30 protein-coding genes and 1 tRNA gene are annotated in these 25,269 nt (G+C 37.8%); 20 read left to right on the plus strand and 11 right to left on the minus strand.

Going from position 1 to position 25,269, the window contains the following annotated elements:
* Nucleotides 1-7: 7 nt before the first annotated feature.
* From fabI to DIS06_RS11385, 4 genes are all read left to right on the plus strand, one after another.
* Nucleotides 8-787 (plus strand): enoyl-ACP reductase FabI, encoded by a 780-nt coding sequence (fabI, locus tag DIS06_RS11370; RefSeq protein WP_110113395.1) that lies wholly within the window; start codon nucleotides 8-10, stop codon nucleotides 785-787.
* A 239-nt stretch (nucleotides 788-1,026) separates the two neighbouring features.
* A complete protein-coding gene (locus tag DIS06_RS11375) occupies nucleotides 1,027-1,491 on the plus strand; it encodes a CotO family spore coat protein (protein ID WP_110113396.1) in 465 nt (154 codons plus the stop codon).
* Between the two features lie 208 nt (nucleotides 1,492-1,699).
* Entirely contained in the window at nucleotides 1,700-2,041 is a 342-nt protein-coding gene (locus DIS06_RS11380; protein ID WP_110113397.1) for a DUF1360 domain-containing protein, read from the plus strand.
* A 142-nt stretch (nucleotides 2,042-2,183) separates the two neighbouring features.
* Nucleotides 2,184-2,942, plus strand: a complete 759-nt coding sequence (locus DIS06_RS11385; protein ID WP_110113398.1) for a PHP domain-containing protein — start codon at nucleotides 2,184-2,186, stop codon at nucleotides 2,940-2,942.
* 46 nt (nucleotides 2,943-2,988) lie between these two features.
* On the opposite strand, the gene DIS06_RS11390 is transcribed toward DIS06_RS11385, so the two are convergent.
* On the minus strand, nucleotides 2,989-3,897 hold the full coding sequence (locus DIS06_RS11390) for a hypothetical protein (protein ID WP_110113399.1): 909 nt from the start codon (nucleotides 3,895-3,897) through the stop codon (nucleotides 2,989-2,991).
* A gap of 122 nt (nucleotides 3,898-4,019) precedes the next feature.
* Nucleotides 4,020-4,700 (minus strand): BMQ_0737 family morphogenetic spore coat protein, encoded by a 681-nt coding sequence (locus DIS06_RS11395; protein WP_110113400.1) that lies wholly within the window; start codon nucleotides 4,698-4,700, stop codon nucleotides 4,020-4,022.
* Nucleotides 4,701-5,038: 338 nt separating this feature from the next.
* Between DIS06_RS11395 and DIS06_RS11400 the strand changes: the two genes are divergently transcribed.
* The 7 genes from DIS06_RS11400 (at nucleotide 5,039) to spoVIF (ending at nucleotide 7,827) form a co-directional block, all read left to right on the plus strand.
* Complete coding sequence (locus tag DIS06_RS11400; RefSeq protein WP_110113401.1) at nucleotides 5,039-5,497, plus strand: hypothetical protein; 459 nt, start codon at nucleotides 5,039-5,041, stop codon at nucleotides 5,495-5,497.
* A 71-nt stretch (nucleotides 5,498-5,568) separates the two neighbouring features.
* Complete coding sequence (locus tag DIS06_RS20160; protein WP_162595961.1) at nucleotides 5,569-5,742, plus strand: hypothetical protein; 174 nt, start codon at nucleotides 5,569-5,571, stop codon at nucleotides 5,740-5,742.
* A 146-nt stretch (nucleotides 5,743-5,888) separates the two neighbouring features.
* The gene (locus DIS06_RS11405) at nucleotides 5,889-6,089 is read left to right on the plus strand and encodes a hypothetical protein (RefSeq protein WP_110113402.1); all 201 of its coding nucleotides are present in this window, start codon (nucleotides 5,889-5,891) and stop codon (nucleotides 6,087-6,089) included.
* A 15-nt stretch (nucleotides 6,090-6,104) separates the two neighbouring features.
* The gene (locus DIS06_RS11410) at nucleotides 6,105-6,962 is read left to right on the plus strand and encodes a DUF421 domain-containing protein (protein ID WP_110113403.1); all 858 of its coding nucleotides are present in this window, start codon (nucleotides 6,105-6,107) and stop codon (nucleotides 6,960-6,962) included.
* A 50-nt stretch (nucleotides 6,963-7,012) separates the two neighbouring features.
* Nucleotides 7,013-7,183: a hypothetical protein gene (locus DIS06_RS20395; protein WP_204166789.1), complete on the plus strand. Its 171-nt coding sequence runs from the start codon at nucleotides 7,013-7,015 to the stop codon at nucleotides 7,181-7,183.
* Nucleotides 7,184-7,276: 93 nt separating this feature from the next.
* Entirely contained in the window at nucleotides 7,277-7,408 is a 132-nt protein-coding gene (locus DIS06_RS11415; protein WP_110113404.1) for a YjcZ family sporulation protein, read from the plus strand.
* A gap of 161 nt (nucleotides 7,409-7,569) precedes the next feature.
* The gene (gene spoVIF / locus DIS06_RS11420; RefSeq protein ID WP_110113405.1) at nucleotides 7,570-7,827 is read left to right on the plus strand and encodes a sporulation-specific transcription regulator SpoVIF; all 258 of its coding nucleotides are present in this window, start codon (nucleotides 7,570-7,572) and stop codon (nucleotides 7,825-7,827) included.
* A gap of 68 nt (nucleotides 7,828-7,895) precedes the next feature.
* On the opposite strand, the gene DIS06_RS11425 is transcribed toward spoVIF, so the two are convergent.
* The gene (locus DIS06_RS11425; protein WP_110113406.1) at nucleotides 7,896-10,223 is read right to left on the minus strand and encodes an ATP-dependent helicase; all 2,328 of its coding nucleotides are present in this window, start codon (nucleotides 10,221-10,223) and stop codon (nucleotides 7,896-7,898) included.
* Between the two features lie 271 nt (nucleotides 10,224-10,494).
* On the opposite strand from DIS06_RS11425, the gene DIS06_RS11430 reads away from it, so the two are divergent.
* Entirely contained in the window at nucleotides 10,495-10,770 is a 276-nt protein-coding gene (locus tag DIS06_RS11430; RefSeq protein WP_162595962.1) for a hypothetical protein, read from the plus strand.
* A gap of 48 nt (nucleotides 10,771-10,818) precedes the next feature.
* On the plus strand, nucleotides 10,819-11,715 hold the full coding sequence (locus DIS06_RS11435) for an MBL fold metallo-hydrolase (RefSeq protein WP_110113408.1): 897 nt from the start codon (nucleotides 10,819-10,821) through the stop codon (nucleotides 11,713-11,715).
* Here the strand turns inward: DIS06_RS11435 and DIS06_RS11440 are convergent.
* The 4 genes from DIS06_RS11440 to DIS06_RS11455 all read right to left on the minus strand — a co-directional run bounded on the left by DIS06_RS11440 (nucleotide 11,712) and on the right by DIS06_RS11455 (nucleotide 14,354).
* Nucleotides 11,712-12,386 carry a DUF421 domain-containing protein gene (locus tag DIS06_RS11440; protein ID WP_110113409.1) on the minus strand — a complete coding sequence of 225 codons (675 nt, stop codon included), beginning with the start codon at nucleotides 12,384-12,386 and terminating at the stop codon, nucleotides 11,712-11,714. The two genes, DIS06_RS11435 and DIS06_RS11440, sit on opposite strands and share 4 nt — an antisense overlap.
* A gap of 113 nt (nucleotides 12,387-12,499) precedes the next feature.
* Nucleotides 12,500-12,925 carry a GNAT family N-acetyltransferase gene (locus DIS06_RS11445; RefSeq protein WP_110113410.1) on the minus strand — a complete coding sequence of 142 codons (426 nt, stop codon included), beginning with the start codon at nucleotides 12,923-12,925 and terminating at the stop codon, nucleotides 12,500-12,502.
* 5 nt (nucleotides 12,926-12,930) lie between these two features.
* Complete coding sequence (locus DIS06_RS11450; RefSeq protein WP_110113411.1) at nucleotides 12,931-13,443, minus strand: YjcG family protein; 513 nt, start codon at nucleotides 13,441-13,443, stop codon at nucleotides 12,931-12,933.
* 188 nt (nucleotides 13,444-13,631) lie between these two features.
* Complete coding sequence (locus tag DIS06_RS11455; RefSeq protein WP_110113412.1) at nucleotides 13,632-14,354, minus strand: alpha/beta hydrolase; 723 nt, start codon at nucleotides 14,352-14,354, stop codon at nucleotides 13,632-13,634.
* 165 nt (nucleotides 14,355-14,519) lie between these two features.
* Here DIS06_RS11455 and DIS06_RS11460 point away from each other — a divergent pair, with 165 nt between their 5' ends.
* Nucleotides 14,520-15,059: a phosphatidylglycerophosphatase A family protein gene (locus tag DIS06_RS11460; RefSeq protein ID WP_110113413.1), complete on the plus strand. Its 540-nt coding sequence runs from the start codon at nucleotides 14,520-14,522 to the stop codon at nucleotides 15,057-15,059.
* 96 nt (nucleotides 15,060-15,155) lie between these two features.
* On the opposite strand, the gene DIS06_RS11465 is transcribed toward DIS06_RS11460, so the two are convergent.
* Nucleotides 15,156-15,635, minus strand: a complete 480-nt coding sequence (locus DIS06_RS11465; RefSeq protein WP_110113414.1) for a GNAT family N-acetyltransferase — start codon at nucleotides 15,633-15,635, stop codon at nucleotides 15,156-15,158.
* Between the two features lie 157 nt (nucleotides 15,636-15,792).
* Between DIS06_RS11465 and DIS06_RS11470 the strand changes: the two genes are divergently transcribed.
* Nucleotides 15,793-16,434, plus strand: a complete 642-nt coding sequence (locus tag DIS06_RS11470) for a hypothetical protein (protein ID WP_110113415.1) — start codon at nucleotides 15,793-15,795, stop codon at nucleotides 16,432-16,434.
* Nucleotides 16,435-17,052: 618 nt separating this feature from the next.
* On the opposite strand, the gene DIS06_RS11480 is transcribed toward DIS06_RS11470, so the two are convergent.
* Nucleotides 17,053-17,799, minus strand: a complete 747-nt coding sequence (locus tag DIS06_RS11480) for an arylamine N-acetyltransferase family protein (RefSeq protein WP_110113417.1) — start codon at nucleotides 17,797-17,799, stop codon at nucleotides 17,053-17,055.
* Between the two features lie 157 nt (nucleotides 17,800-17,956).
* On the opposite strand from DIS06_RS11480, the gene DIS06_RS11485 reads away from it, so the two are divergent.
* Together DIS06_RS11485 and DIS06_RS11490 are read left to right on the plus strand one after the other, a co-directional pair.
* Nucleotides 17,957-18,029, plus strand: a tRNA-Val gene (locus DIS06_RS11485).
* A 318-nt stretch (nucleotides 18,030-18,347) separates the two neighbouring features.
* The gene (locus DIS06_RS11490; protein WP_110113418.1) at nucleotides 18,348-19,304 is read left to right on the plus strand and encodes a calcium/sodium antiporter; all 957 of its coding nucleotides are present in this window, start codon (nucleotides 18,348-18,350) and stop codon (nucleotides 19,302-19,304) included.
* A 40-nt stretch (nucleotides 19,305-19,344) separates the two neighbouring features.
* On the opposite strand, the gene DIS06_RS11495 is transcribed toward DIS06_RS11490, so the two are convergent.
* Nucleotides 19,345-19,881, minus strand: coding sequence for a flavodoxin family protein (locus tag DIS06_RS11495; RefSeq protein WP_110113419.1), 537 nt, complete (start codon nucleotides 19,879-19,881; stop codon nucleotides 19,345-19,347).
* Between the two features lie 177 nt (nucleotides 19,882-20,058).
* Nucleotides 20,059-20,229, minus strand: a complete 171-nt coding sequence (locus tag DIS06_RS11500; RefSeq protein ID WP_110113420.1) for an aspartyl-phosphate phosphatase Spo0E family protein — start codon at nucleotides 20,227-20,229, stop codon at nucleotides 20,059-20,061.
* A 335-nt stretch (nucleotides 20,230-20,564) separates the two neighbouring features.
* Between DIS06_RS11500 and DIS06_RS11505 the strand changes: the two genes are divergently transcribed.
* The 3 genes from DIS06_RS11505 (at nucleotide 20,565) to DIS06_RS11515 (ending at nucleotide 25,267) form a co-directional block, all read left to right on the plus strand.
* Nucleotides 20,565-21,869, plus strand: a complete 1,305-nt coding sequence (locus DIS06_RS11505) for an acetyl-CoA hydrolase/transferase family protein (protein ID WP_239422031.1) — start codon at nucleotides 20,565-20,567, stop codon at nucleotides 21,867-21,869.
* A gap of 120 nt (nucleotides 21,870-21,989) precedes the next feature.
* The gene (locus DIS06_RS11510; protein WP_110113422.1) at nucleotides 21,990-22,820 is read left to right on the plus strand and encodes a hypothetical protein; all 831 of its coding nucleotides are present in this window, start codon (nucleotides 21,990-21,992) and stop codon (nucleotides 22,818-22,820) included.
* A 266-nt stretch (nucleotides 22,821-23,086) separates the two neighbouring features.
* A complete protein-coding gene (locus tag DIS06_RS11515; RefSeq protein WP_110113423.1) occupies nucleotides 23,087-25,267 on the plus strand; it encodes a 5'-nucleotidase C-terminal domain-containing protein in 2,181 nt (726 codons plus the stop codon).
* Nucleotides 25,268-25,269: the final 2 nt, after the last annotated feature.

Raw genomic sequence — 25,269 nt, forward strand, 5'->3', positions numbered from 1 at the left:
TTTATCAATGAGAGGTTTGTCGTTAGAAAATCGTACGTTTGTCGTAATGGGCGTAGCTAATAAAAGAAGTATCGCGTGGGGAATTGCACGTTCTCTTCACGAAGCGGGTGCACGCTTAGTCTTCACATACGCAGGTGAGCGTTTAGAGAAAAATGTACGTGAGCTTGCTGACACGTTAGATCGCAATGACTCTATCATTTTACCATGTGATGTAACAAACGATGAAGAAATTCAAACTTGCTTTAACGAAATTAAAGAACAAGTTGGTGCTATTCATGGACTTGCACATTGTATTGCATTTGCAAAAGGCGAAGATTTAGAAGGAGAGTATGTTGATACGTCTCGTGAAGGCTTCTTATTAGCTCACAACATTAGCTCGTATTCGTTAACAGCTGTGTCAAAAGCTGCAAAAGAATTAATGACAGAGGGCGGTAGCATTGTAACACTAACATATCTTGGCGGTGAGCGTGTTGTCGAAAATTACAATGTAATGGGTGTAGCAAAAGCATCGCTTGAGGCAAGTGTGAAATATTTAGCCTCAGATCTTGGTAAGCATAATATTCGTGTAAATGCCATTTCAGCTGGGCCGATTCGTACTTTATCAGCAAAAGGAATTAGTGGCTTCAATGCTATTTTAAAAGATATTGAAGAGCGCGCGCCACTTCGTCGCACAACGACACCAGAAGAAGTTGGTGACACAGCTGTTTTCTTATTTAGTGATTTAGCACGCGGAATTACTGGTGAAAACATTCACGTTGATTCTGGCTTCCATATTATTGGGCGTTAATATGAATATAAAGAGTGGGACCTAACGAAAAAGTTGTTCGGTCCCGTTTTGTATGTTTAGGAGAAAAGTGGAAAGATAGAGGCTTGTGAAGCCATGCCTCTATATGAAAAGCTCTTGCTTTTTAGAGGAAGCGAGGGCTTTTTCTGTGCTTCCATGAAAAAATGAACAAGTTTTCTATGATGGAGGCATACATTTAGATAAAGCGTGCTAACTAGCATAGTAATTGGAGGTATGCTTCCATGACAAACTCAAAGTCAAGATCAGAAGAAAATGAGCCGTTGATGTATATTGTTCAACCAACAATTCACCAAAGTAAACGCTCCATGCAATATTATTTTCATTCACAAACCGATCAACCTAAGCAAGTCGTATCGGCAAAAAGTGAAAAAAAGAAGCCTATCAAAAAAGAGGAGCCTTCTTTTTCGTTAATTCAAACCGTTGATGAAAGTGTGAAGAAAGAAGAAGCGCGTAAGCCAAATAAGATGTTTCAAGATATGACAATTGAAGAGAAGGCAGTGTTTTTAGCAGGGTTCCCTAAGCACATGTCGCAGCCGATTTGTGAAGTGACGACAAAGGTAGATAAATATGTAGGGACCATTCTTGAGGTGAAAGGTGATGTGATTGTTTTTACTGCACCGCCTAAAAAAGAGGAGCTAAAAATTAAATTAGATAACATCAGGAAAATTTCAATCATTAAGATTTAGCATGTATACATCAATCTAAAGAATGGGACATAACGGAAGCACTGTTATGTCCCATTCTTTAGAATTTTAAGGTAGAAATTAATAGCTGTTCTCTCTGAAGAGCATGAATTTCGATATAAAGATAAAGGTTCAAGGCTAACAACACGTATTGCCTGGTTGTTCGTTTTTTCTTAGGGATGTACATTTAAAGGTAAAGGGTGATGAAAGCGTGGAGTGGACGTGGTTGTATTTAGTTTTGTTTGTACTAGCTACTTTCCGTTTAACAAGATTAATTGTATTCGATAAAATTACATGGTTTATTAGGAAACCGTTTCATGAAGTCATTGAAGAAAAGCATGAGGATGGAACGGTGGAAACGTATTTACATGTAAAAGGTGAAGGAATGCAAAAGTGGATTGGAGAGTTATTAAGTTGTTATTGGTGTACGGGGATGTGGTGTGCGCTTATTTTATATGTTAGCTATTTAACCGTTCCCAACCTTGCCTTTCCTGTTATCTCAATCCTTGCTATCGCTGGATTAGCGGGTATTATTGAGTCATTTATGAAATAGAACAAGGTCGGCTGGTGGAAGAAAACAAAGGGCCGACTTTTTTGTGTTTTCCTACTATTTAGAGAAGAATCGTTGTACATTGTGGTGATGGAGTGTTTTACTTAATATAAGTTTCATGAAAAGAAGGAGAGGGAAATGCTACATGAATTTATATGAATTAATTAGAGCGGGTGCATACGATCTTCATATGCATACAACTGCTTCTGACGGTGCTTTTACACCAACAGCAGTTGTAAGGAGAATGAGAGATTTAGGGAAACGAACCATTGCCATTACCGATCACGACACAATGTCAGGAATAAAAGAAGCGCAAGAAGAAGGGGAGAAGCTCGGTGTCCTTGTTATACCTGGAATTGAATTAACCACTTATTTTCAAGGAGAGCGCATTGATATTTTAGGATATGGGCTAGAAGAAACTGAAGAGCTGAACCGTATTCTTAAACAAGTAAGAAGTCAGCGTGAAGAACGCGCGCATTATATTATTGAAAAGTTTCATGAGCAAGGGATGACAATTACAATTGAAGATGTATATGAATTTAGTCAAGGTGCGGTCATTGCTCGACCTCATATTGCTAAAGCTGTAGTCGCAAAAGGTTATGTGAAAGATGTGAAAACGGTTTTTGACTTCTATTTAGGTGATGGTAAAGTGTGTAGTGTGGAGAAATTACAACTTACGCCAAAACAAGGGGTTTCACTAATCCAACAAAGTGGTGGACTAGCAGTGTTAGCACATCCAGCCGTGATTAAAAATCAGGATCTTGTTACAGAACTGCTTTCGTATGGATTTGATGGGATTGAAGTTCATCATCCATTACACACTACTGCACAGGAAACGATGTATCGAAAATTAGCAACGGAGTATAAGCTCATTCCGACAGGTGGCTCTGATTTTCATGAATAAAGAAGCTCTCACCATTCCATAGACTTTCTACGGTGGTGAGAGCTTTTTAGTTTGAAAAATTAATAATGATTTTATTTAAAAAAGGAATACCTTCTTTCCATTCGTTTGTGTATGCATAACCTTCTAGCATAAAGGACGAACTTTCTTCATTGACCGGGACGCTAATTTGAAACGAGTCGAAGGAGAGAAGTGAGTTAGCCTGAAGGTGAGTTTCTTTAATTGGGGTTAACCAATGTTCTCCATTCGTGCGTATTTTCTCTGCCCAATCAGGAATACTATATCTCCATTTTGACGGGCTAGCTTGTAATGGGAATTTGCTGGATTTTGCTACTGATTCACTTTGCTCAGCAATCTTTCCGCTTAACTGTCCAATAGAAGGTGGTGAGATTTTTAAGCAAATGACAGGTTCATGCAAGGTTATTGTTGTCTGATTTTTCATAATCACGTTTCCGACAATCATCATTTCTTCATCTTCAGAGGATGGAGTGACAAGTGAATAAGTAAAATAACAAACAAAGTCTAACTTGGAAAAGCGATCTACTGGTTTTTCAACGATTTTTTCAACCGGCTTTTCAATAATTTTCTCAATGGGCTTTTCAATAATCACTTCGACTGGTCTCTCGATAATCTTTTCCACAATTCTTTCTTCTATGATTGGTTCGCGGCGTGACAACTTTTGAAGCAATTGTTCTGTAATCATTTTTTGTTCAGCTAATGAATTTTCAAGTACACTTACTTCTTTTTCTAATTCCTCGATTTCCATTTCTTTTTCTGTTGAAAGAAGACTTTCTGAATGTTTGTTACGCCAAAATAATGTATTTTCTTTTTCGATTTGTAAAAGACGTTCGTATTGTTTTATCTTTTGTTGAGAATGAGATAGCTCTGCTTTATAGTGAATAAGCTTTTGTTTTAATTGAATGCTTTCTTCTTTAGGTGAAGGAACTTTTTTATCCATTGGCATTCTCCTTTCCTATTATTTTATATGTAGCAAGCGGCAGGCGAATGATTGTTTTCCGTTTTCATTGTATGCAATCAAATAAAAATAGAGGAGAAAACTCTCCTCTAAGTTGTGAGTGCTTAGCAATCAGGGTCGACTCCTGGGAAAATCATTGGGCATGTTGGAGGCATTGTATTTAATGAACATACGTCTGATACAAGCTCAGGACGAGGACTTACATAGCTACCTTCTACTTCAATGTTCACATCCATTAATGAGTATACGTTTAAGCATAATACTAAATCAACATCAACAGTGCGAGCAGCTACATCGACTTCTGAATCGTCTTCCATTGCAGAAACGACACCTGCAATTTCTGTTCCTTCTGGTGCGCATAAGAAGAATGTTTTTACAGTAGAGAAGGGAATTGGTTCAGAAATAGCAACTGTACCTAAGCTATCTCTTAACTCGATTCGATACTCTCCAGTAACTTGAACTCTTACACGTTGTAATGAAATTGTTTCACCGTTTGGTAAGACAGTTGTAACAGTTGGACGAATACCATTCATTCCTGACATTTCCGTTACTTCAAAGTCGCTTAGATCTGCAATCATTCTTAATTCTACTCCACCCTCAAGGTCTAGGAAATCAAATGGATCGTCATCTGATGTTCCTGGAGCGTTACTTACTTCAAAGCCTAATGCGCTTAAAGCTGCTTCATCAAATGTGCGATTGACGCCTTTAACTGCACGTTGCACCCAATCATACAATTTTGGTACACGGATGCAAAGTCTTTCTACTACATCAAAATTATCATGCATGAATATTTACCTCCTGATCATAATTGTCCTTTCTCTACGCCATAATCTAGGTATCGGACTAATATATTGTATGAATGACTAGTATTTGTGTGCCGTGATAAAAGCGGAATTTCTCCTAAATTGTTAGGCACTTGTTATGAAGAAAGAAAGAACCGTAAAATTATTAGCTCATTCATATCATATTCACCTAGGCGTAAAGTGTTATAAAAATTTAACGGGTAGAGATGAGGACGAATAAAAGCGAATAAACGGCTAGTTATGTTTAGGAATCTTATTCATATATATAGATATTGATAAGTTTCGTTTTATTAACATGTTAGCTGAAAGGAGATAGTGCTGTGAGTGATCAAGTAAAGCTAAAGCGATACATTGCCAGTTTGAAGTCAGAACTTGAATTTTATAAAGAACAATACTCTGAGCGACAAAAAGAAGAAGTAGCTTTTCAAGAGTTAGAAGAGAAAATGATTGAAATGCATAAAAGTTATGAAAAAGAAAAACGGAATTTATTAGAACAAATAGGCGTGTTAAAGGCGTTTATTAATGATATTTCAACGATAAAAGAACAACCAAAGTCGGAACCAAAACCAGAACCTGAGGTTGTTGTGCAAAAACCAGCCGAAACAGAGTTATTGAAGCAAGAGGTTCAGCAGTTAACGGAGAAGCTTCAAAAAGTGCAAGCGCAAAAACAACCCGTATCAGGAGATTGGTTTCAACGAGTATTAGCGGAGCAAAAAAAGGTTCACCCAAAAGCCACTGAAACAACTTTTCGGTCCATTCAACAAAAATTGGACAAATGATAGAGAACGTCTATTTCGGTTATCGAATATGATGCCATAGAGTAGTTGAAACGCATTGAAGGGGGGATGAAATGATGTTTTACGGATATAATCCAAGTTACAATGGTAATCAAAAGCTCCCTGTTACACAAAAGAGTCAACCAATGAAGCAAGTGACTCCAGCACCTAAAATGAATGCTTATCCAACATATCAACCCGTACAAAAAAGTGGTTGTGGTTGTGGGTCTAAGATGCCGAAGCGTTAATCCATTTGTTTCGTTGTTGTAAATCAAGAAGGTGAATCAAAATGAGCAACCATGCTTTTTGATTCACCTTCTTTTGTTTTTACCTCATATTTTAATCCATAATGTCAGAACATAATAAGAAACAAGGTTCGAAAGGGTTGTTACCGATGCTTCAAAAGGAAGTAAAAGAAAGTGTGATTCAGCTTAAACAAATTCAGGCGTTAATAGAACAATGTGTGGCACAATCACAAGATGAAACAATGAAAAGGGTGTTTAAACAAGCTGCTCATGATACGCAAGCTGTACGTCATAAAGCGATGAAACATCTGAAAGAGCTTGAACAACAAGGTGCTCGAGGGTTGAAATAAGAAGGAGATAAAAGTATGCCAGAATGGATTCAAATTGTAATTCGATCGGTATCCATCGTCATTGGATTGTTTATCATTACAAAATTGCTTGGGAAAAAACAATTGTCCAAGCTTTCTTTTTTTGAGTACATTGCAGGAATTACAGTAGGAGATATTGCAGGTACCTTGTCGATGGATATTGACCTTGACGTATCAAATGGAGTAACGAGTATTTTAATATGGACGTTGGCACCGTTATTGATTGGCAAAATATCGTTAAAAAACAAAGCATTCCGAGATTTTTTCGAAGGCAATTCAACCGTTTTTATTCAAAATGGACAAGTGCTAGAAGAGAACTTACGACGTGAAAAATATACAGCCGATGAACTTCTAGAGCAACTGAGAAAAAAGGACGTTTTTAAATTAGCAGATGTTGAGTTTGCTACGCTTGAAGCAAATGGTGATCTTAGCGTGTTGTTAAAAAAACCAAAGCAACCAGTTCGTGTAGAAGACCTATTTGCTACATATATAACAGATAAAGAACCTCATACGATTATTATGGATGGTCAATTATTAGATCAATCCCTTAAAACAGCAGGATTTACTCAAGTGTGGCTAGAGACACAGCTTGAACGAAAAGGGTATACGATTAAAGACATCTTTCTAGCGCAAGTAGATAACCTAGGACGGGTGTATGTTGATCTTTATGATGATGTCATTCAAAAAGATAGTGTTGATGAGTATGCATACTTACTAGCAAGTTTAAAACGATGCGAAGCACAATTTGAATGGCTTTCAAATGCAAGTATTGAATATAAGGAAATGTATACGGATTTGTGTAAAGAAGTTCACCGTATCACCAATGAAGTCGTACCTTATCTACAAAGGAAGTAGATAAGGTACTTTTTTTTATGAGTCGAATACGATGCATGGAGGTGATAACGATGCCGGATTTATTTGATGAACTTGAACGATTTTTTGAAAGAAATATCATGGGCCCTCATGAAGAACGATTTAAACGTGTTGAAAAGATGATGGAAGAGCAAAACCGGGAACTTTCAAGGCGTGGTGAGGAGCTTGATCAAATGGATTTGAAAGATCCATTTGGTCAATAAGTCTATCTTTAAATAAATTCTTCAAAAGCCCATACCAATTGGCATGTACTCACATACTTTATTAAAGAACAAGGACAGAGGGGGTGTAAAGATATGTCATTCGGATACTGCGGATATGGATATGGCGGTTGCGGTTATGGCGGTGGCTACGGCGGTGGCTTCGCTCTTATCGTGGTACTATTCATCTTATTAATCATTGTAGGTTGTGCTTGCTTCTACAACTAATTTGATACCCTTCTAAACAAAACATGCAGCACAGAAAGAGTACGAGTGGTTTTCCGCTCGTACTTTCCTATTTGTCTAGAAGTAAAAACAAATTAGGCAAATGTATCACCTAATGTGTTTATCGCACATACGATATGAGTATGAACCGAGGAGGGATTAAGATGGATAACAATATGTTTAAAAACATTGAAAACAAAACAGGTGTGAATATGAAAGATATTTTTGAATTAGCAAATTCTGTTCAAAACGCGAACTTTCAAGATGAAAAGACGGTTCGTAGCATTGTAAAGAGAGTAGCTCAAATTGCCAATAAGCCAGTATCACAGCAAAAAGAAGATCAAATCGTAAAAGCAATCACTGGTAATAAGCAGTCATTAGATTTTGGAACCATTGCGAAGATGTTAAACGAAAAAAAATAAATGTCGTATGTGTAAAGGTACAGTCATAGAAAAAGGTTGAGTGAAAAAAGGAGTTTATCCCTTCTCACTCAACCTTTTCTATTTTCAGAGCGTGTCACGTTCATAAATGGTTTTAAAAAGCGCGATGGGTATGCAGTTTTTCCACGACGTGTTTGTGGAATTGATAATAATAATGAATGTTCAGCACGAGTCATCGCTACATATAATAATCGACGTTCTTCTTCTAAAGGAGCCACGTCACCATTGCGGTACGATTCTAACGCGTAATCGTGGGGGAGACCACCATCAACGTTACTTAGTACATAGACGTGCTTGTATTCGAGTCCTTTTGCTCGGTGGATTGTTGTTAATTGAATACTTTCTTCATATTGTTTACTTAATGTTTTCATTTCTTTATTCATCGCGACCATATGATCGACGTGGTCAAGCAGTTGTTGAACAGTTGAAAACTTTTTTGCCACCACTTTCAAATCACGCACATCGTCAGATCCTTTTTCCATCTTATTTCCTTCATTGCCGCGCTTTTTCACAAAATCATCAAACCCCATATCTTTTGTAATGGTTTCAATGGCAACGATTGGCTTCATTGAAGGTAGTGAATGAAAAAGTGGAGAGACTTTTTTAAGTTTTTTTTGTTGAAACGGATGCAAGTTTTCTAAATGTTGAAGCGCGTCAACAAACGAAACATCATGTAAAATACTAAGCGCTTTTAAGTCATTAATCGCTGATTGTTTTAAGAAAAGTGCCTGGACTAAGTCAGAAAGAGCACTTGTATCGTTATGATTGATACTTAACCGTAAAAAAGCGAGTAAACTTCTGACAATTCGACGATTATAAAATGAATCCGCGTCTTGGTCGATCGTAAACGGTAAATGAGATTGAGTAAGGCGCTCAAAAATAGCTCGCGCTGATGAATGAGTGCGATACAAAATCGCAAAATCAGAAGGGCTTGCCCCTTCTTGGATTCGCTCTTTCATATCATTGACAATCATGGTTGCTTCTTCTTCCTCATCGTGAGGAAAGAAAAAAAGTGGCTCAATGTCACTTGTAAATTGAGCGACCATCTTTTTAGGGTGGCGTGCGGTGTTCATAGAAATCACTTTATTGGCCGATGCAACAATTGGATGGGCGGAACGATAATTTTGGTTCAATGTAATTAATTTTACATCTGGAAAGTCACGCTCAAAGTGTAAAATGAATGAAGGGTCACTACCACGAAATGCATAGATGGACTGATCATCATCACCAACGACACAAATGTTTTTAGATTTTGCGCTTAACAATTTCATAATTTCATATTGCACTTTGTTAATATCCTGAAATTCGTCAATGAGGAAATATTGCAATCTGTTTTGGTAACGCTCAAGCAATTCAGGGTTATGAACGAGCATGTCATAACAGCCATACAACATGTCATCAAAATCAAACACGTGACGTTGCTTCTTGGTCTGTTCATAGTGCTTGTATAAATAATGAACACGCTCTTCCCACTGATCAGTTGGTCGAACATCTTTTACATCAAGTAAGGTGTTTTTCCAATAACTAATTTGTTGAATCGCTTGATCAAAAGGAAACTCTTTTTCATCGAGTTGAAGTTGTCGAGCGCCTTCTTTAATAATCTGTTCTTTTTGCCAATCCCATTTTAACAAGTGATCCATTTTCCATTTGTCAGGATCATGGTGCACAACCATACGGTAAAAAATGCCATGAAATGTTCCTATTACGAGTCTTTGTATGTGTTGACGAGTAATAGAGGGATAAGATGCTAAACGCTCTTTCATTTCTTTCGCTGCTTTTGCTGTAAATGTTACGACCATAATCGATTGAGGAGCAATTTGTTCTTCTTGCATCATATAAGCTGTTCGTGCTGTTAACACTCTTGTTTTTCCGCTTCCCGCTCCTGCTAGAGTCAACAAAGGGCCTTCGATATGAGTAACAGCTTCCCATTGATTTTCATCTAAGTAAATTTGTTGAGAAGCCAATGTAAGATAGTAGGGAGATGAATGATGAGCGAGTGTATTCTCGCCTTTTTTATAAGTTGGAATTTGTTTAAATGTTATTCCTTGTTTCCATGTATTCGTCTCTGATTGTTTTGTAGCGGTAATTGAACGACTTGTAGGCATTCGGAAACCATTTCGCTCAACCATCTCTTCGCTTTTCTGCTCGCTTGTTTTCGGAGTAGAAGTAACCGTTTTGATACATTCACTACGCTCATGTGGAGTATGAGTATGGTAAAAATACGGTGCTTTTTGAATGCCAAGGTAAAGTTTTACAGGCTCTTTACAATGGTTACACGTTACTTCACCTTTAAGACTCGCTTCATATATTGATTGGTATCGCTCTCGAGAGAGGTGACGAAGACGAAGTGGCTTTCCTTGATAAGTTGCAACCTCCATGAAAGCAATCCTCCTTGTATGTTCAGTGTGTGTAAAAAAATTCCTCTTTTTTAAAAGTAAACAGTCAAAAACTATCATAACAAAACGTACCATATAGTAAAAGTCTTATATTGATCTAACCAACGTGACATAACGGAGGAGATCTTATGTCACGTTTTTAGACCTAAGCGTTTGTGGAAGAGTTCGAGGGAGCTGGCTTACTGGTTGTGAAGTGGAGTTTTGTGATTTGTTTGAAAAAATGGGTATGAAAAGAGGAAAGGGAGGAGTTTTTATGGGGTATGTGTTACCAGTTCACAATCATCAGTATACACAGTATGCAAATCGTACAATTGGAACGAAACATTCCTATCATCAAGTAGAAAAAGTTTCGAAGGTTGGAATTGATTCGAGACTGAAACAGCCGCTACATTCTTCTCCATTGTTCCAGCATCGTGAAAAGTCTAAGAGAAAAGTGTTGCCTGTTCGAAATGTGTATGGAAAAACAAGAGTAGAAGGAATGCTGGCCGAGCTAACAGGAAAAGGTCAGTTAATTAACGAGAGTGTGTAACTCCTTGGCTTATAGATGGTATAATGAGGAAAAAAGGAGAACGTACCAATGGAATTAACTAAAATTTCTGACAAAAATTATTATTTTGCGAGCGCTGTGAATGTAGGGTATGTTTATGAAGGAAATCGTGGATTATTAATTGATGCAGGATTAGATGCGCAAGCGATGAAAAAAATCGTGAAGCAATTAAAAGAAAAGAACTTGCCGCTTACTCATTTGTTTATTACGCATGCACATGCGGATCATTATGGGGGAGCGGCCTTTTTACAGAAACAGCATGCTGTTTATACAATGGCTCCTAAATTTGAAGAAGCTATTCTTCGTTATCCGCTTTTAGAACCTCTTTATTTGTTTCAAGGCACGAAGCCTTTGCCATCTATGCGTACAAAGTTTTTAGAAGGCCCACCGATTGTGATTGATGAAGTAGTAGAAGAAGGTCCGATTACGTGTGGAGATATACAGATCACGTGCGTTGCGTTACCAGGCCATAGTGAACATCAGTTAGCTGTGATGAGTAACGGATATTTATACGCAACGGATGCTTATTTTAGTGTAGAATCTTTACACAAACATAAAATTCCGTTTGTAGTAGATGTAGATGAAACGCTAGAGTCACTGCAAACATTACTTCAGTTATCTTGTAAAGGAGCTGTTCCAGGACACGGCACATTTGAAAAGGAATTTCACCCTACTGTTGAGGCAAATATAGCATACCATCAAGAGATTTTAACAAGGATGGACAACCTTTTACAGGAACATTCGGGTGGGTTAAGTCAAGAAGAGCTTATTTACCATATGTGTAAGTTGTATGACATTGAGGTTTCTAATGTAGGGAGTTGGATGTTATTTCGTACAGCGATTACGGCTTATGCAACGAAGCTTGTAAAAGATAAAAAGGCGACCTTTTTTATTCGAAAAGCAGCACTTTGGATTCAGAGTACTTAATACTTTTCAACGTGTAAAGATTCGCCTTCCTTCCATTCTGCGTATAATACTTGAGCGTAGGTGCGAATGCCATGTGTAGCGAGCTGTTGCTCTAACCATTGCTCATCGAACCCACACTGTGTGAGGTTATCACTTAATAGTCGCCCATCACTAATAAACGTAACGGCTATGGAGTCTGTGGATGAAGACATATTAAAGTCTTTTTTTGTTGGATTCGTAAACTCGTCTTTCTTAATAATGTTCAAGGTACCATCTGTTTCTAGAATAGCATACTCCACTTCTTTAATAGAGAAAACGCCATTCGAACGAAGCATATGTAAAAGTTGATCAATATCGAGTCGATTTTTTTGTAGTTCCCGGTATGATAGCTTTCCTTTTTGAATGATAATCGAAGGCTTTCCTTCCAAAAACAAGCGCAGTGGAATATTCTTTTGCGTAACCGTTTCTGTTACATAAATAAGCAAGCCCCAACAGGTAGTGGCAAATATAATTTTAGAAATACCAATGTCAGGGGAATAAAGGGCATTTCCAACAAGTTCACCGAGCACAAGAGCGGAAATAAAATCAAACGTTGTAATTTGTGTAATCGTCATTTTTCCTAGTAGCTTTGTAAGAATAAACAAGCTAAAAAAACCAACAACAATTTCAACGGCAATTCGAGCGAAGTCCATGTTTCTCACCTAACTTTTTGTTGTTACAAGTAGTATGAGCACTTACTGGCATTTTATCCGACTTTAAAACAAAACGGCTTGAGAAGGAATTTTTCTTCTCAAGCCGTTTTTGCTTAGTGTGTCTCCTTTATCATCGTAACGTGTGGAATCCCTGCATCAAGAAATTCATCTGATATCGTTTTATATCCAAGCTTTTGATAAAATGCTTCTGCCTGTGTTTGTGCATTTAATTTGAGCTTGTTCACATCGTGTGTTGATGCTACGTGCTCCATGTACAACATAATCTGTTTTCCAACACCATGTTGACGGTGGGACGGAAGCACACAGATACGTTCGATTTTCCCGTAACCATCGACGATTCGAAAGCGCCCAGCTCCTACAGGGTGGTTTTGATCATACACAACGATATGTGTAGCTTCATCTTCATACTGATCGATTTCTTCTTCAACTGGTACATTCTGTTCGTCTACAAACACTTTCTTTCGAACAGCATAAGCATCGTTGCGTTTTTTCTCGTTGTTAGCAATTGTTACGTTCAATGTGTTTATTCCTTTCCAAAACGAAATGTTTCAAAGACTGTCCATGTTCCATTTTCAAGTTGATAAAGGAGGTGGAAACGATCCACTTCTTCTTCTTGAGCGACATCAACTAATTTTAATTGACTGTATACATCAAGATGCTCATCATCAGAAAGCTTTTGTCCAATGGTGATGTGTGGAACAAAAGCATACTCTGTTTCTTGTGATAATGCCCCACTATGAAGGTTATCATACAGGCCATGTAAAGCATCGTTTTTATCTACTTTTAAGTAAAGAACATTATTAACAGGTGAAAAAGAACTTACTTTTGTCACTTGTAATGTAAACGGAGTTGTACGATTTGCTACATCACGCAATGCTTTTACTACCTCTTGGATTTCTTCTTCAGAAGCGTCAAATGCTTCTTTTACTGTTAAATGAGGTGCAATGAGTGCGTAGTTAGGATCGTAACGCTTGCGGTAGGAATTTGCTACATCTTGAAGTTTTTTTGATGGAAAAATGACAACGCCGAATTTCATAATAAGTTCCCTCCTCAAATAGGTCATACTCAATCATATGTATAAAATAGATATATGAATTGAGCCCATTATATCAAATTTTCAAAAAATAAATCCATATTGAAATGGAAATATGGGTAAAAAAGCATTTTCCCTTTTATGCTCAAGCGAATTGAGCGCGTTTTTTCGTTATACATAATGTAGACACGTTAAAGCATCGTTTCTAATGCGCGGTTCATATCTTTTTGCCAGTATTTCCACGTATGATTGCCGTTGAATTCGTCATAGAAGACATGATAACCTTTATCTACCATTCGTTCGTGAAGCTCCCTGTTTGGTGTGAGAAAGTCTAGCACACCATCTTGTGTCGTTTTAACATCCGTTTCTTCCGTACCAATTACGTGATAAAGATCTAGCAATGAAATGTCAGTAAAAGAGTCTACCGCTTTTAATACGGTGTCATTCACAAAAGGCGAATGCATAATAACATTCCCAAAGGTATGGGGATACGCTAAGGCAGTCATGAGTGATACGGTGGCACCTAACGAATCTCCAATGAGCGTTCTTGTTTTCCCCATTTGATAGGTTGGGTATGTTTGATCTAAATAAGGTACAAGTTCATGTGCTAAAAAACGGATATAAGCTGCTTGTTGATTGCCTTCAGGGTGATATTTATCACGTCGGTCTTTGACATATGTGTAAGGAATACCAACAAAAATGGTACGATCGATCTTTGAATCGGTCATCAATTCATCAATGACACGTGGCGTGCGTCCATACATCACATAATCTCGTCCGTCTTGCGCAATGAGTAGTGAGTACTTATAAAGTGGTGAAAAATTTGCAGGAAGATAGACTAAAAGAGTGATAGTTTGTTTCAACGATTCACTGTAAAATGATTGTTCTTCTAACTTATGTTTACGTTCTTGCATGTTTATCGACTCCGATTAATAAGAATAATGAAAGCGTTGTCTTTATTGTATCATATGTAGAAAGAAAGTTTGTCAATATTGCTTCAATTTGGTTGAAAACAGTTGGAAAAGACTACATTTTGTGTCATTCTAAAAGTAGAGTTTACTTTGAAAGGGGAGAGCGAGTTGAAAGAGAGAAAATTTGTCCCATCCAATGAGGTCACAAAAGCAACATTATCCCTATTAGAAGAAAGAGGTGTAACGGTATTCGACATTGCAGAGATTGTGTATGAAATGCAATTGCCGTATAACCCAACTTTAACGCTTCAAGAATGTGCAGATAGTGTGGAGAGAGTCTTACGAAAACGTGAAATTCAACATGCATTACTTGTTGGAATTGAATTAGACAAGCTCGCTGAACAAAAAAAGCTATCAGAACCACTTCAAACGATTGTTGAACAAGATGAAGGATTATTTGGTGTGGATGAAACAATTGCGCTTGGTGCCGTTTTAACATATGGAAGCATTGCAGTGACAACGTTTGGTCACTTAGATAAGGTCAAGGTTGGTATTATCGAAAAGCTAGATACAAAGAAAGACGGAGGCGTGCATACGTTTTTGGATGACCTAGTAGCAAGCGTTGCTGCAAGTGCAGCGAGTCGTTTAGCTCATCGTCAACGTGACGATTTAGAGCGTGAACAAGAAGCAAGTGAGACAGCCAATTAAAATACAAAAGGCAGTGTTAAAGCGTGCAAAGAGCACGGATGACACTGCCTTTTTCTGTTACGCTCTTTCTGGATGAAAGCTTGTTCCTCTTCACTTCTAAAGATCCAACTTTAGCCTCATTAATTTACTCGCTTCGCTCAGCCCAAGTTTTTCATAAAAGCGAATTGCTTTTTCGTTAAAAGACCAGACCGTTAGTTGAAGGTCAAGAGCTCCTTTGTTTTGTGCCCATTTCTTCGTAAGATCGAATAGTTCTTTCCCAATTCCGAGCTGTTGGTAGCCTTTTTTTATACTGAAAAATTGAATGTACGCAGTGTAGTATGGAGGTGTTGCTTTTAAAGGAGGGTTATACTTTAATTCCACAACAGAAGCTCCGACTACCTCGTTATTTCGTTCTGCAACGATAATGTCAACGGTCGAATAATACATAATTGATTGATATTGCTGAGGGGTAAACAGGTAAGATTCTTTATCAAATAAGTCCGGTAAAGCGTCAGCATGTAAGTGAAGAGATTCAGCCAATACATGATTTACATCATGATAGTCTTCTGGTGTTGCAATTCGATAGGTGATGCTCATATAGCTCCAACTCATTTCGTTCGATGATCTAATGCGCTCTGCTTCATCATATGTCAAAAAAGGTAAAACGTTTTTGAATTGGGCATTATCTATTGAGTCGAAACAAGAATAAAAGGGAGAAAATAGCTCATCCTAGTGGGAAAAGGGAGGTTTTTCCATGAAGAGGCTTGTTGTTTTAGCGATTGCTTTTATGCTTGTTCAACCTATGATGACGCATGCACAGCGTGAAGTAGTGGATGAATTAGCAAAGAAAGATATTGTTCTACAAGCAGAAGAACGAAATGGGATGTATGAAGATTTTCACTTACAAGTCAATGGACACGTATACTCGTTTCCAGATTGGCAAGCAGTTAAAACATTATCGAAACAACCTGTTTTAAAAGAAGTTGACTTGAACGGGGACGGAACAAAAGAGCTCGTTGTATTGCTTCCTCAAAAAGTAGCAAAAGGTGTGTTTGTTAACGAAGCAAAAGTTGTCACTGTTACAAAACCTGTTTCAGAGCTACTTGTTTACGATGCACGAACAATTTTACTAAAAGAAGTTAAATATTATATGGATGACAGTGCGTTTCATGTTCAATTGAATGATAAAGATGTGTTGAAGCTAAAAGGGAATAGTGAAGCGCCCATTCTTTCAACCGATTCGTTTGTGTCATACGACGTCAACGATAACGGGTTAATGGCAACTCTTTATCTAGAAGACGTCGCAGGGAAGAAGTTAGGAAGTTTTCACGTGGAGTACAAAAAGATGAATAAGCAAGCAGTGGAGCCAACGGAGTTGGTTTTTTTACAAAAATGAGGCTGGGACATAAGCGTTTCAGTCGATAAGACGAGGGTGTCCCAAAAGGTATAAACTTTTGGGCACTCTCTTTTTAGGTTAGCTTCTAAAATTAGTCCGTTGATTTCCGTTCCAGGCGCTTCGCTTTCCGCGGGGCTGGCGCTGAGCCTCCTCATCGCTTCGCTCTTGCGGGGTCTCACCTGACCAGTTGCGCCCGCAGGAGTCTTCGCGCCTTCCACTCCAATCAACTTAGCTTACGATATTTTTTTGTGTAAAAAAATACAAGAAAATCCCTCTTTTGTTATAATTAAGTCACCACAACAAAACCTATAAAATGGGTGAAAAGTAAAAGAGGCGACTCTCAGATCGAATTTATTCAACCTTTTGAGTCAGCCTCATTTTTTGATTAAAAAACAAGTTTAAAAGAATAGGGGAATGGAGCGTAGGACACTCGACTCCTGCGGGAAATAGAGGAAAGGCTGAGACCCCACAGGAACGAGGAGGCTCAGGTTCCTCCCCGCAAAAAGCGAGTGGTTAGAGCGAAATGGAACGAACTTGTTGTTGTAACTTAACGATGATAGAAACGGCATTGTTCGTTTTTAGAAAGGAATCATTTCGTTATGTCCCACTCTCTATTTTTTAGAGTTGAATATGAAAATATTGATCCAATACCTCATCAATGTCTTGTTCTTGTAGATCTATTTTTTTCTTATCTTGCTCCTTTGTAATCGTTAGTGTTGAGCCAGATAATGTGATTCGTCCATCTTTTGTTGCAATGGTTGCGAGCCGTGCCTTTGTAAATGGTGAGAGAGGAGACGTTTGATTAAATTCACACATAGGCTGAAAATCTTGAAGTTGCTTAGGTACAGTGGATACTCGATAAGTAGTTTTCCATTTCCCGTTTTGTTGCTTTTGAAAGTCATACGTTTGATCTGTTAATAGAGTGAGTCGATAAGAGCCACTTATATCAGTTATGATTTCACCGCTAAACGGGATAGGCTGACGAATTGAGTCACCGAATCCAACATCCACAAGATAAGATAATCCATCAATTGTCACCATATTCGTCGCATGACTTCCTTCCAATGCCCACGTTCCATCGTCTTTTTGAACGGTTGCTGCTAGAAGTCGTCCATCGTACCCTACTGTCTTTAACAACCAATGAAACAACCCATTCAGCTCATAACAAAATCCACCCCGAAAGCGATTCACTACTTTGGCATAAAAGCGTTCTGTATCCAATACAATCGGTGTTTGTTTGATAACGTCAAGGTTTTCAAACGGTACGTGAAACATATGTTGTTCTTGTAAATGTGCAAGGTAATGAAGTGTAGGTAATGAATCGGTGGTTACTCCAATACGCTGTAAATAATGATGCTGATCCATCTCATATCCCTCCAGTTCGTTCTTTTTAGTGTAGCAAAGCAAGAAGACAGAATCCATATAAGTGATGTTGTTTAACCGTTTACAATATTGATAGAATAGGAAAAATGATTGACAAGACCGTACTAGGTTCGTATAATAAATTCATACATAACATTACGATCTCGTAGCTCAGCAGGGAGAGCGCCACCTTGACAGGGTGGAGGTCGCTGGTTCGAACCCAGTCGAGATCATACAGTAAAAGAGGCTAAGACATAAGTGTTTCAGTAGGTAAGATATCCGAACTATTTTGAGTTATATACTCTTGATAGTTCGGATATTTTTGTTGGTTGGAAAAACAAGTTTAAAAGAATAGTGGAATGGAGCGCAATGGAACGAACTTGTTGTTGTAACCTAACGATGATAGAAATGATATTGTTCGTTTTTGAGAAGGAATCATTTCCTTATGTCCTACCCTCTTTTATTTTGCTCATCTTTCATTAGGTTATATGATTGGATTTCAGGTAATATAGACTAGTGATAACAGTTTATGCAGAAAGAAGGAGATTCGCGTGACATATCTATTACTGATTGTCGGCTTTGCCTTGCTTATTAAAGGAGCAGACTTTTTTGTGAGCGGTGCTTCAAAGATTGCTCGTGGGCTGAATGTGTCCCCTTTGTTGATTGGGTTAACCATTGTGGCGTTTGGAACGAGTTCACCAGAGGCAACCGTCAGTATTGTCGCTGCATTAGAAGGAACGGCTGGAGTAGCCATCGGAAACGTTGTTGGAAGTAATATTTTTAATATTACACTGGTTGTCGGATTAACAGCGATGATTAATCCGTTAATGGTTGAGAGTGAAACGATTCGTAAAGAAATACCGTTTACGTTATTAGGGAGCACAGCACTGATTGTATTAATTAGTGATATCGCACTTCAAGGGTTAAGTGCAAATTTCATTACAAGAAGTGATGGAGTTATTCTATTATTGTTTTTTGGTATCTTTTTATATTACATATTTGAAGTAGCACGTAATAACCGTGATAAGGTAAAAGAAGATGTGACAGCTACAGAAAAGCCTGCATGGGGGAAGAATACTGTTCTGACATTAGTAGGGTTAGCAGGGATTATTTTAGGTGGAGAATTTGTCGTGAGCAATGCGACAGAAATTGCCCTGTCATTCGGCATGAGTGAAACATTAGTTGGATTAACCATTGTGGCTGTTGGAACGTCATTGCCTGAGTTAATTACATCCATTACAGCTGCGATTAAAAAAGAAAGCGAAATCGCACTTGGCAACATTGTTGGAAGCAACATTTTTAATATTTTGTTCGTACTAGGTTCGGCTTCTGTCATTTCACCTCTTGCGGTTGACAGTAAGATTTTTACTGATGCGTTATTGATGATTATTCTTACAGTCGTTTTACTGTTGTTCTCAAGAACTCACTATAAAATTGGAAAGTTTGAAGGGATAGCGTTAGTCATCGCATACGTTGTTTATATGATTTACATTATTTTAAGAAATTAACAAAAGGTGGGTTCGTCATTGCGAATCCACCTTTTTGCTTTTAACGTAACTGTTCATTCCAACTTTTTGCTTTATTCAATGCAAGGTTATCGTTGACGACATCGCCTGGTTTTCCACCTACTCCGATTACATAGTCAACAAACTCCATGTTCACAAACTCAAAGATGTAGTTAAATTGCTGAACAAGTGGCAAACCTTTGATCTTTGCATCAGGTCCACCTGTAATGACAACATAGGCTTTTTTCTTTTTCAATTCTTCTTTAAAAGGAAAGCGCTCATCACGCAAGTATTGTGACCAACGATCGAAAAAGTTTTTCATTGGGCCGCTCATTCCGTACCAATAAAGCGGTGTCGCAAATACGAATACGTCATGTTCGAGCATAAGTTGCACAAGCTCTTCGTAATCATCATCCACAGGTGAAAATCCTTCTTCGGTATGTCTCATATCTACAATCGGTTTAATCTCTTTATTAGCTAATGAGACAAATGTGTGGTCAATACCTTCTACGATTTTGTTGGCTAAGTAAGCTGTGTTTCCATCTTTTCGCGTGCTTCCGGATAGGACTAAGACACTCATTTTAGTGACGCTCCTTTTTATCTGTTTGTTACGATAAATATGCTTCTAAAAGTATAGCATTCTGTTTATTATGAAGCGAATGAAATGAGTGGAAGCACCTTTCTTAATTCGTACCTCACTTCCGTGGAAAGCTTCTCTCATACTAGTTGGCAAAAAGTAAATGTCACAAAATAATGACTAGAGTTCATTATATTCATCAACAGAGATGTTACATTCATTTAATAGGTTTAATAGCTTATCAAGATGCTGACTCAGTTTGATTGATTTTGGACATGTTAAACCATTTTTTAAAGCTGTATCAATCATATCTTTCCTCGTCTTTTCAACTGATAAGTAAATCATGTTCATCAACAACACCTCATTTTAGCCTCTGTTTTTTCTTGCGTAGAGTAGGTTAACGACAATCTTTTTTATAATTCTTAATTAATAGTAAAATATTTAGAGGTAGGGGTAAATAGTCACGGTTTTAAAAGTAGAAAATGAGTTGTGTAATGTCCATAAAAGGTATGGGAATGAGAGGAAAAGACTACTAATTATTTATCTTACTATTTAGAAAAGATAGTCTATTAATCGATTCGATGAAATGGTATTATTTCCTTAAAAGTAAATGAAAGTTTACACACATATGTATGAATTCAACAGGTGGGAAGTTAAGTCTTATGTTAGCTAAAGGGGGATTTCACGTGAACATTCAAGCGCAATATGAATCAAAACGACGAACACCAGGAGAAGCGATTCAATACATTGAGCCTCACACAGATGTGATTGTACCAATTATGGCTGGAGAACCACCCGCATTAATCGCATCGCTTGCTCATCATCCAAGATTAGAAGGGAATCGACTTTATCGGATGTTGCCAGCATATCCTGTATTAGATGTAAGTGAAAAAAAACTGAAACAAGTTTCTCTCTTTTTAGGTGGGCAAGACCGAGTTGCTTTTCGCGATGGACTTGTGGACTTATTACCGAATCACTTTTCGGACATCCCTGCACTGTTAAAACAGATGACAACGAATCGTGTCATCATGGCAGCTGTATCTCCAATGGATGAAGAAGGTTACTTTTCTTTAGGGGTAAGTGCTGCTTATACCGTACCGTTCATTGCAGATGCTAAACAAATCATTCTTGAAGTGAACGAAAACATGCCAAAAACATATGGAGAAAACAATCGCATCCATATTAGTCAAGTGACGGCACTTGTTGAAAATCATCAACCGTTACCTTCTGCACCTCCACCGGTTTTAACAGAAAAAGATGAAGTCATCGGAAAGACGATTGCAGGAATTATTAAGGACGGAGATACACTGCAAATTGGGTTTGGAGCAATGCCTAACGCAGTCATGAGCTTTTTAACTGATCATCGAGATTTAGGCATTTATACAGAAATGCTTCCTGATAAAATTGTTGATTTGTATGAAGCGGGTGCCATTTCTAATGCGAAAAAGTCCGTCTTTCAAGGGAAATCTACGATGACATTTGCGTTCGGAACACAAAGACTTTATGACTTTATGCATGAAAATAAAGACCTTTATATGCTGCCGTGTGATCAATCTAATAATGTTTGTTCAATCGCACAACTTGAAAACCTTGTGTCCATCAATTCAACGGTTGAAGTTGATTTTCTAGGTCAATGTAACTCTGAAACGGTAGTAGGAAACTATTACTCATCAACGGGTGGACAGTCTGATTTTGCAAAAGGTGCTCGATTAGCAAAGAATGGACGAGGCATTATTTGTTTATATTCAACGACGAAAAATGACACCATCTCAAAAATTGTGCCAAGACTACCAGCGGGTGCTGTGGCGACAACTTCAAAAAATGATGTAGATTTCATTGTGACAGAATATGGAGTAGCTGAACTAAAAGGGAAAACCATTCGCGAGAGAACCGAATCGTTAATTCAGATTGCTCATCCAAAGTTCCGTGAAGAGCTAGAAATGGAAGCGAAAAAGTTAGGTTACCTACCGCTTAAGAAGTTTTACGTTTAAAAAGAGAGAAATGATCATCGTACTATTGAATGAACCATAAAATCCATGTGTTTCTGTTGGGAGTAATGATTTTATCAGTTACAATAAAGAAAACAAAGACTGATAGAATTGGGTGAATAAATGGATACATTAACGATAGTTTTAGAATTGTTGCTAACGACATTGATTCAACTTTTTTCACTTGTTGGAATCATTTGTGTCGTTGGCTTTTTATTAGGCTTTATGCAAAATAAATCGAGAATGTATGTGACAAGTGTGTTTGGAGAGAAAGGCTTTTTAGTGACGGCTTGGATTGGAACACCGATTCATGAACTTGGTCATGTTTTAATGTGTATTTTGTTTCGTCACCGTATTGTCGATGTGCAGTGGTTTCCGACGAATACGAGAAATGGATATTTAGGATATGTCCAACACGAATATAATCCAGAAAGTCTTTATCAACGGATTGGAAAGTTTTTTATCGGAATTGCACCAGTGTTGATTGGAATTGTTGCGTTAATTAGTCTTATGTATGGGCTTGTCCCACAGTCGTACGAAGTATTTATAAGAAGTGTTGAAATGAATGTTCAAACAGAGCAGTTAGATGTCACATTTATTAAAAGTACGTTTCTTTCAATTGGGATGTTGTTGAAGAGCTTATTTACATGGTCGAATGTGATGAGTCCCGCGTTTTGGTTCTTTCTTTTTCTGTCTATTTGCATTTCCACTCATATTGCACTTAGTTCGGAAGACATGAAAGGAGCTTGGAGTGGGCTTGTGACTATCTTTATGGTGTTGTTTTTTCTAAATGCTGCAGCTACATTTTTTAATCTTGATTACACGCGATGGACATCGCAAGTAAATATTTATAATGCATATGTCATTTCTTTCTCAAGTATCGCATTGCTGTTTGCGAGTACAACTCTTTTCGTTAGTTTTGCCCTCTATCAATTTAAAAGAATCAGAATGTGAAAAATGACTAAGCAATGAATAGGTATTTGGTTTTAATTTTGTAAATTAACAGAAATATGTGAAATGATCCTTTAATTTTGTTAAAATTAAAAAGAGTCGAGCTTATTCGCTACATATCAAGAAAAATCAACATATTGTGACGAAAGGACAGTGTGAATATCAACCTATTTTTTACATTACATTTACAATGTCCTAACAGAAGATTGTTACAATGTAAATCGTTGATGAATGAACGACTCATCTAAAATAGACGTAGGGGGAACAAAATGAAAAAGGTAAGTGTTCGTAAAAAGAAAGCATTGAATGTTGCATTATCTGCTTCTTTAGTGACAGGAGCGGTAGTAACACTAGCGCCTAGTGCTCAAGCAGATAGTTTGTTTAAAGATGTGAAGCCAGGAGATCACTTCTATGAGCCTGTTCTTAGTTTACATGAACGTAATATTGTAAAAGGATACGGTGATGAGTTTAGACCTTATGCATCTGTAAACCGTGCTCAAGCAGCAAAAGTAATTGCGCTTGCGTTAGATTTAGATGTGGAAAATGCAAAAGATCCGAAGTTTAAAGATGTTCCAAAAACAAGTGAGTTCCACGGTTATATTGCTGCATTAGCTGACAAAGGAATCATTAGTGGATACGGTGATGAGTTCCGCCCATATGCACCATTAACTCGTGCGCAAATGGCGAAGATTATTGCATTATCATTTGAATTTAAGAAAGAAGCACCAACAAGCTTACCATTTACAGATGTAAAAGCTGGTGATTGGTATGCCGAATTTTTACCATCATTAGTCGAAAATAAAATTACAACAGGTACAACACCTACAACATTTTCACCAAGCAAACATGTGACACGCGGCCAACTTGCTTCATTTGTTGTGCGTAGTGAAAAAGTAGAAAAAGAACCAGTAGATCCTGAAAACTATAACTTAACAATTATGCATACGAACGATACGCACTCGAACGTTGAGCGTGTTCCAAGACGAATCACTGCTGTTAACCAAATTCGTGAAGAAAAGCCAAACTCGCTTTTACTTGATGCAGGAGATGTATTAACAGGAACACTTTACTTCAATGAATTTGAAGGAGCGGCTGACGTAGAATTGATGAACATGGTTGGCTATGATGCCATGACGTTCGGTAACCATGAATTCGATTATGGGACAAGCGTGTTAGGAAAGTTTGTTGAAAGTGCGAAGTTTCCATTTGTAAGTACAAACTTAGATTTTTCTAAAGATAAAAATTTAAAAGGTCATTTTACGACTGAGTACACATCTGAACCAAAAGACGGCATGATCTATAGCGGAATTGTCAAAGAGATAGATGGCGAAAAAGTGGGGATCTTTGGATTAACAACGGCTGAAACAAAAGACATTTCAAGCCCTGGCGACGATGTAATCTTTGAAGATTATATTGAAGAAGCGAAAAAAGCAGTAAAAGAATTTGAATCCCGAGGAATTAATAAAATTGTGGCATTAACGCATATCGGTTTTCAAGATGGCGGTGGAGATAACGATGTAACGCTTGCGAAAGAAGTAGCAGGTATTGACGTCATCGTCGGTGCACATTCTCATGATTTACTGGATAAGCCGTATGTAAGTTCAACGAGAGAAGAGCCAACAGTTATCGTTCAAGCAAACGAGTACGGCAAATACCTTGGTGTGTTAGATGTAGAATTTGATGACCATGGTAAAGTTGTGAAGCATGACGGTAAGCTAATTGATATCGATAAAAAAGAAAATAATCAATACGTATTAGCTGACGATCCAGCTGCATTGAAAGTATTAAACGAAAAGTATAAGCCAGCTGTTGAAGAAGCAAAGAAAAAAGTAGTGGCTAAAACAGATGTAGAATTAGATGGCGTTCGCGATAACGTACGTACAAAAGAAACAAATCTAGGAAATCTCATTACAGATGGTATGTTAGCTAAAGCGAAGACTGTCAATCCAAACGCAGTCATTGCTCTTCAAAACGGTGGTGGAATTCGCGCATCAATCGATAAAGGTGACATCACACAAGAAGAAGTTTTAACTGTACTACCATTTGGCAATGCATTAGCGTTAATGGAATTAACAGGTTCTGAAATCAAAACGGCATTAGAGCATAGTGTAAAAGATGCGCCAGTTGCTTCAGGTGCTTTCTTACACGTAGCAGGTATGAAGTTTGAATATGATTCAAGCAAACCAGCTGGTGAGCGTGTTCAAACCGTTCAAGTAAAAGAAGGCGAAGCGTATGCAACGCTAGATGACGCAAAGAAATACGTAGTAGCAACAAATATCTTCACAGCTAAAGGTGGAGATGGCTTTACAGTATTTAAGAAAGCATATGACGAAGGCCGTGCAAGTGAGCCTGGTTTTGTTGATTGGGAAATGTTTGTTGATTATGTAAAAGCAACACCAACAATTCCGGCTGTTGAAGGTCGTATTGTGGATGTCGCAACGAAAAACTAACA

The organism is Bacillus sp. CGMCC 1.16541, assembly GCF_003184905.1.
GTDB lineage: Bacteria > Bacillota > Bacilli > Bacillales > Bacillaceae_H > Priestia.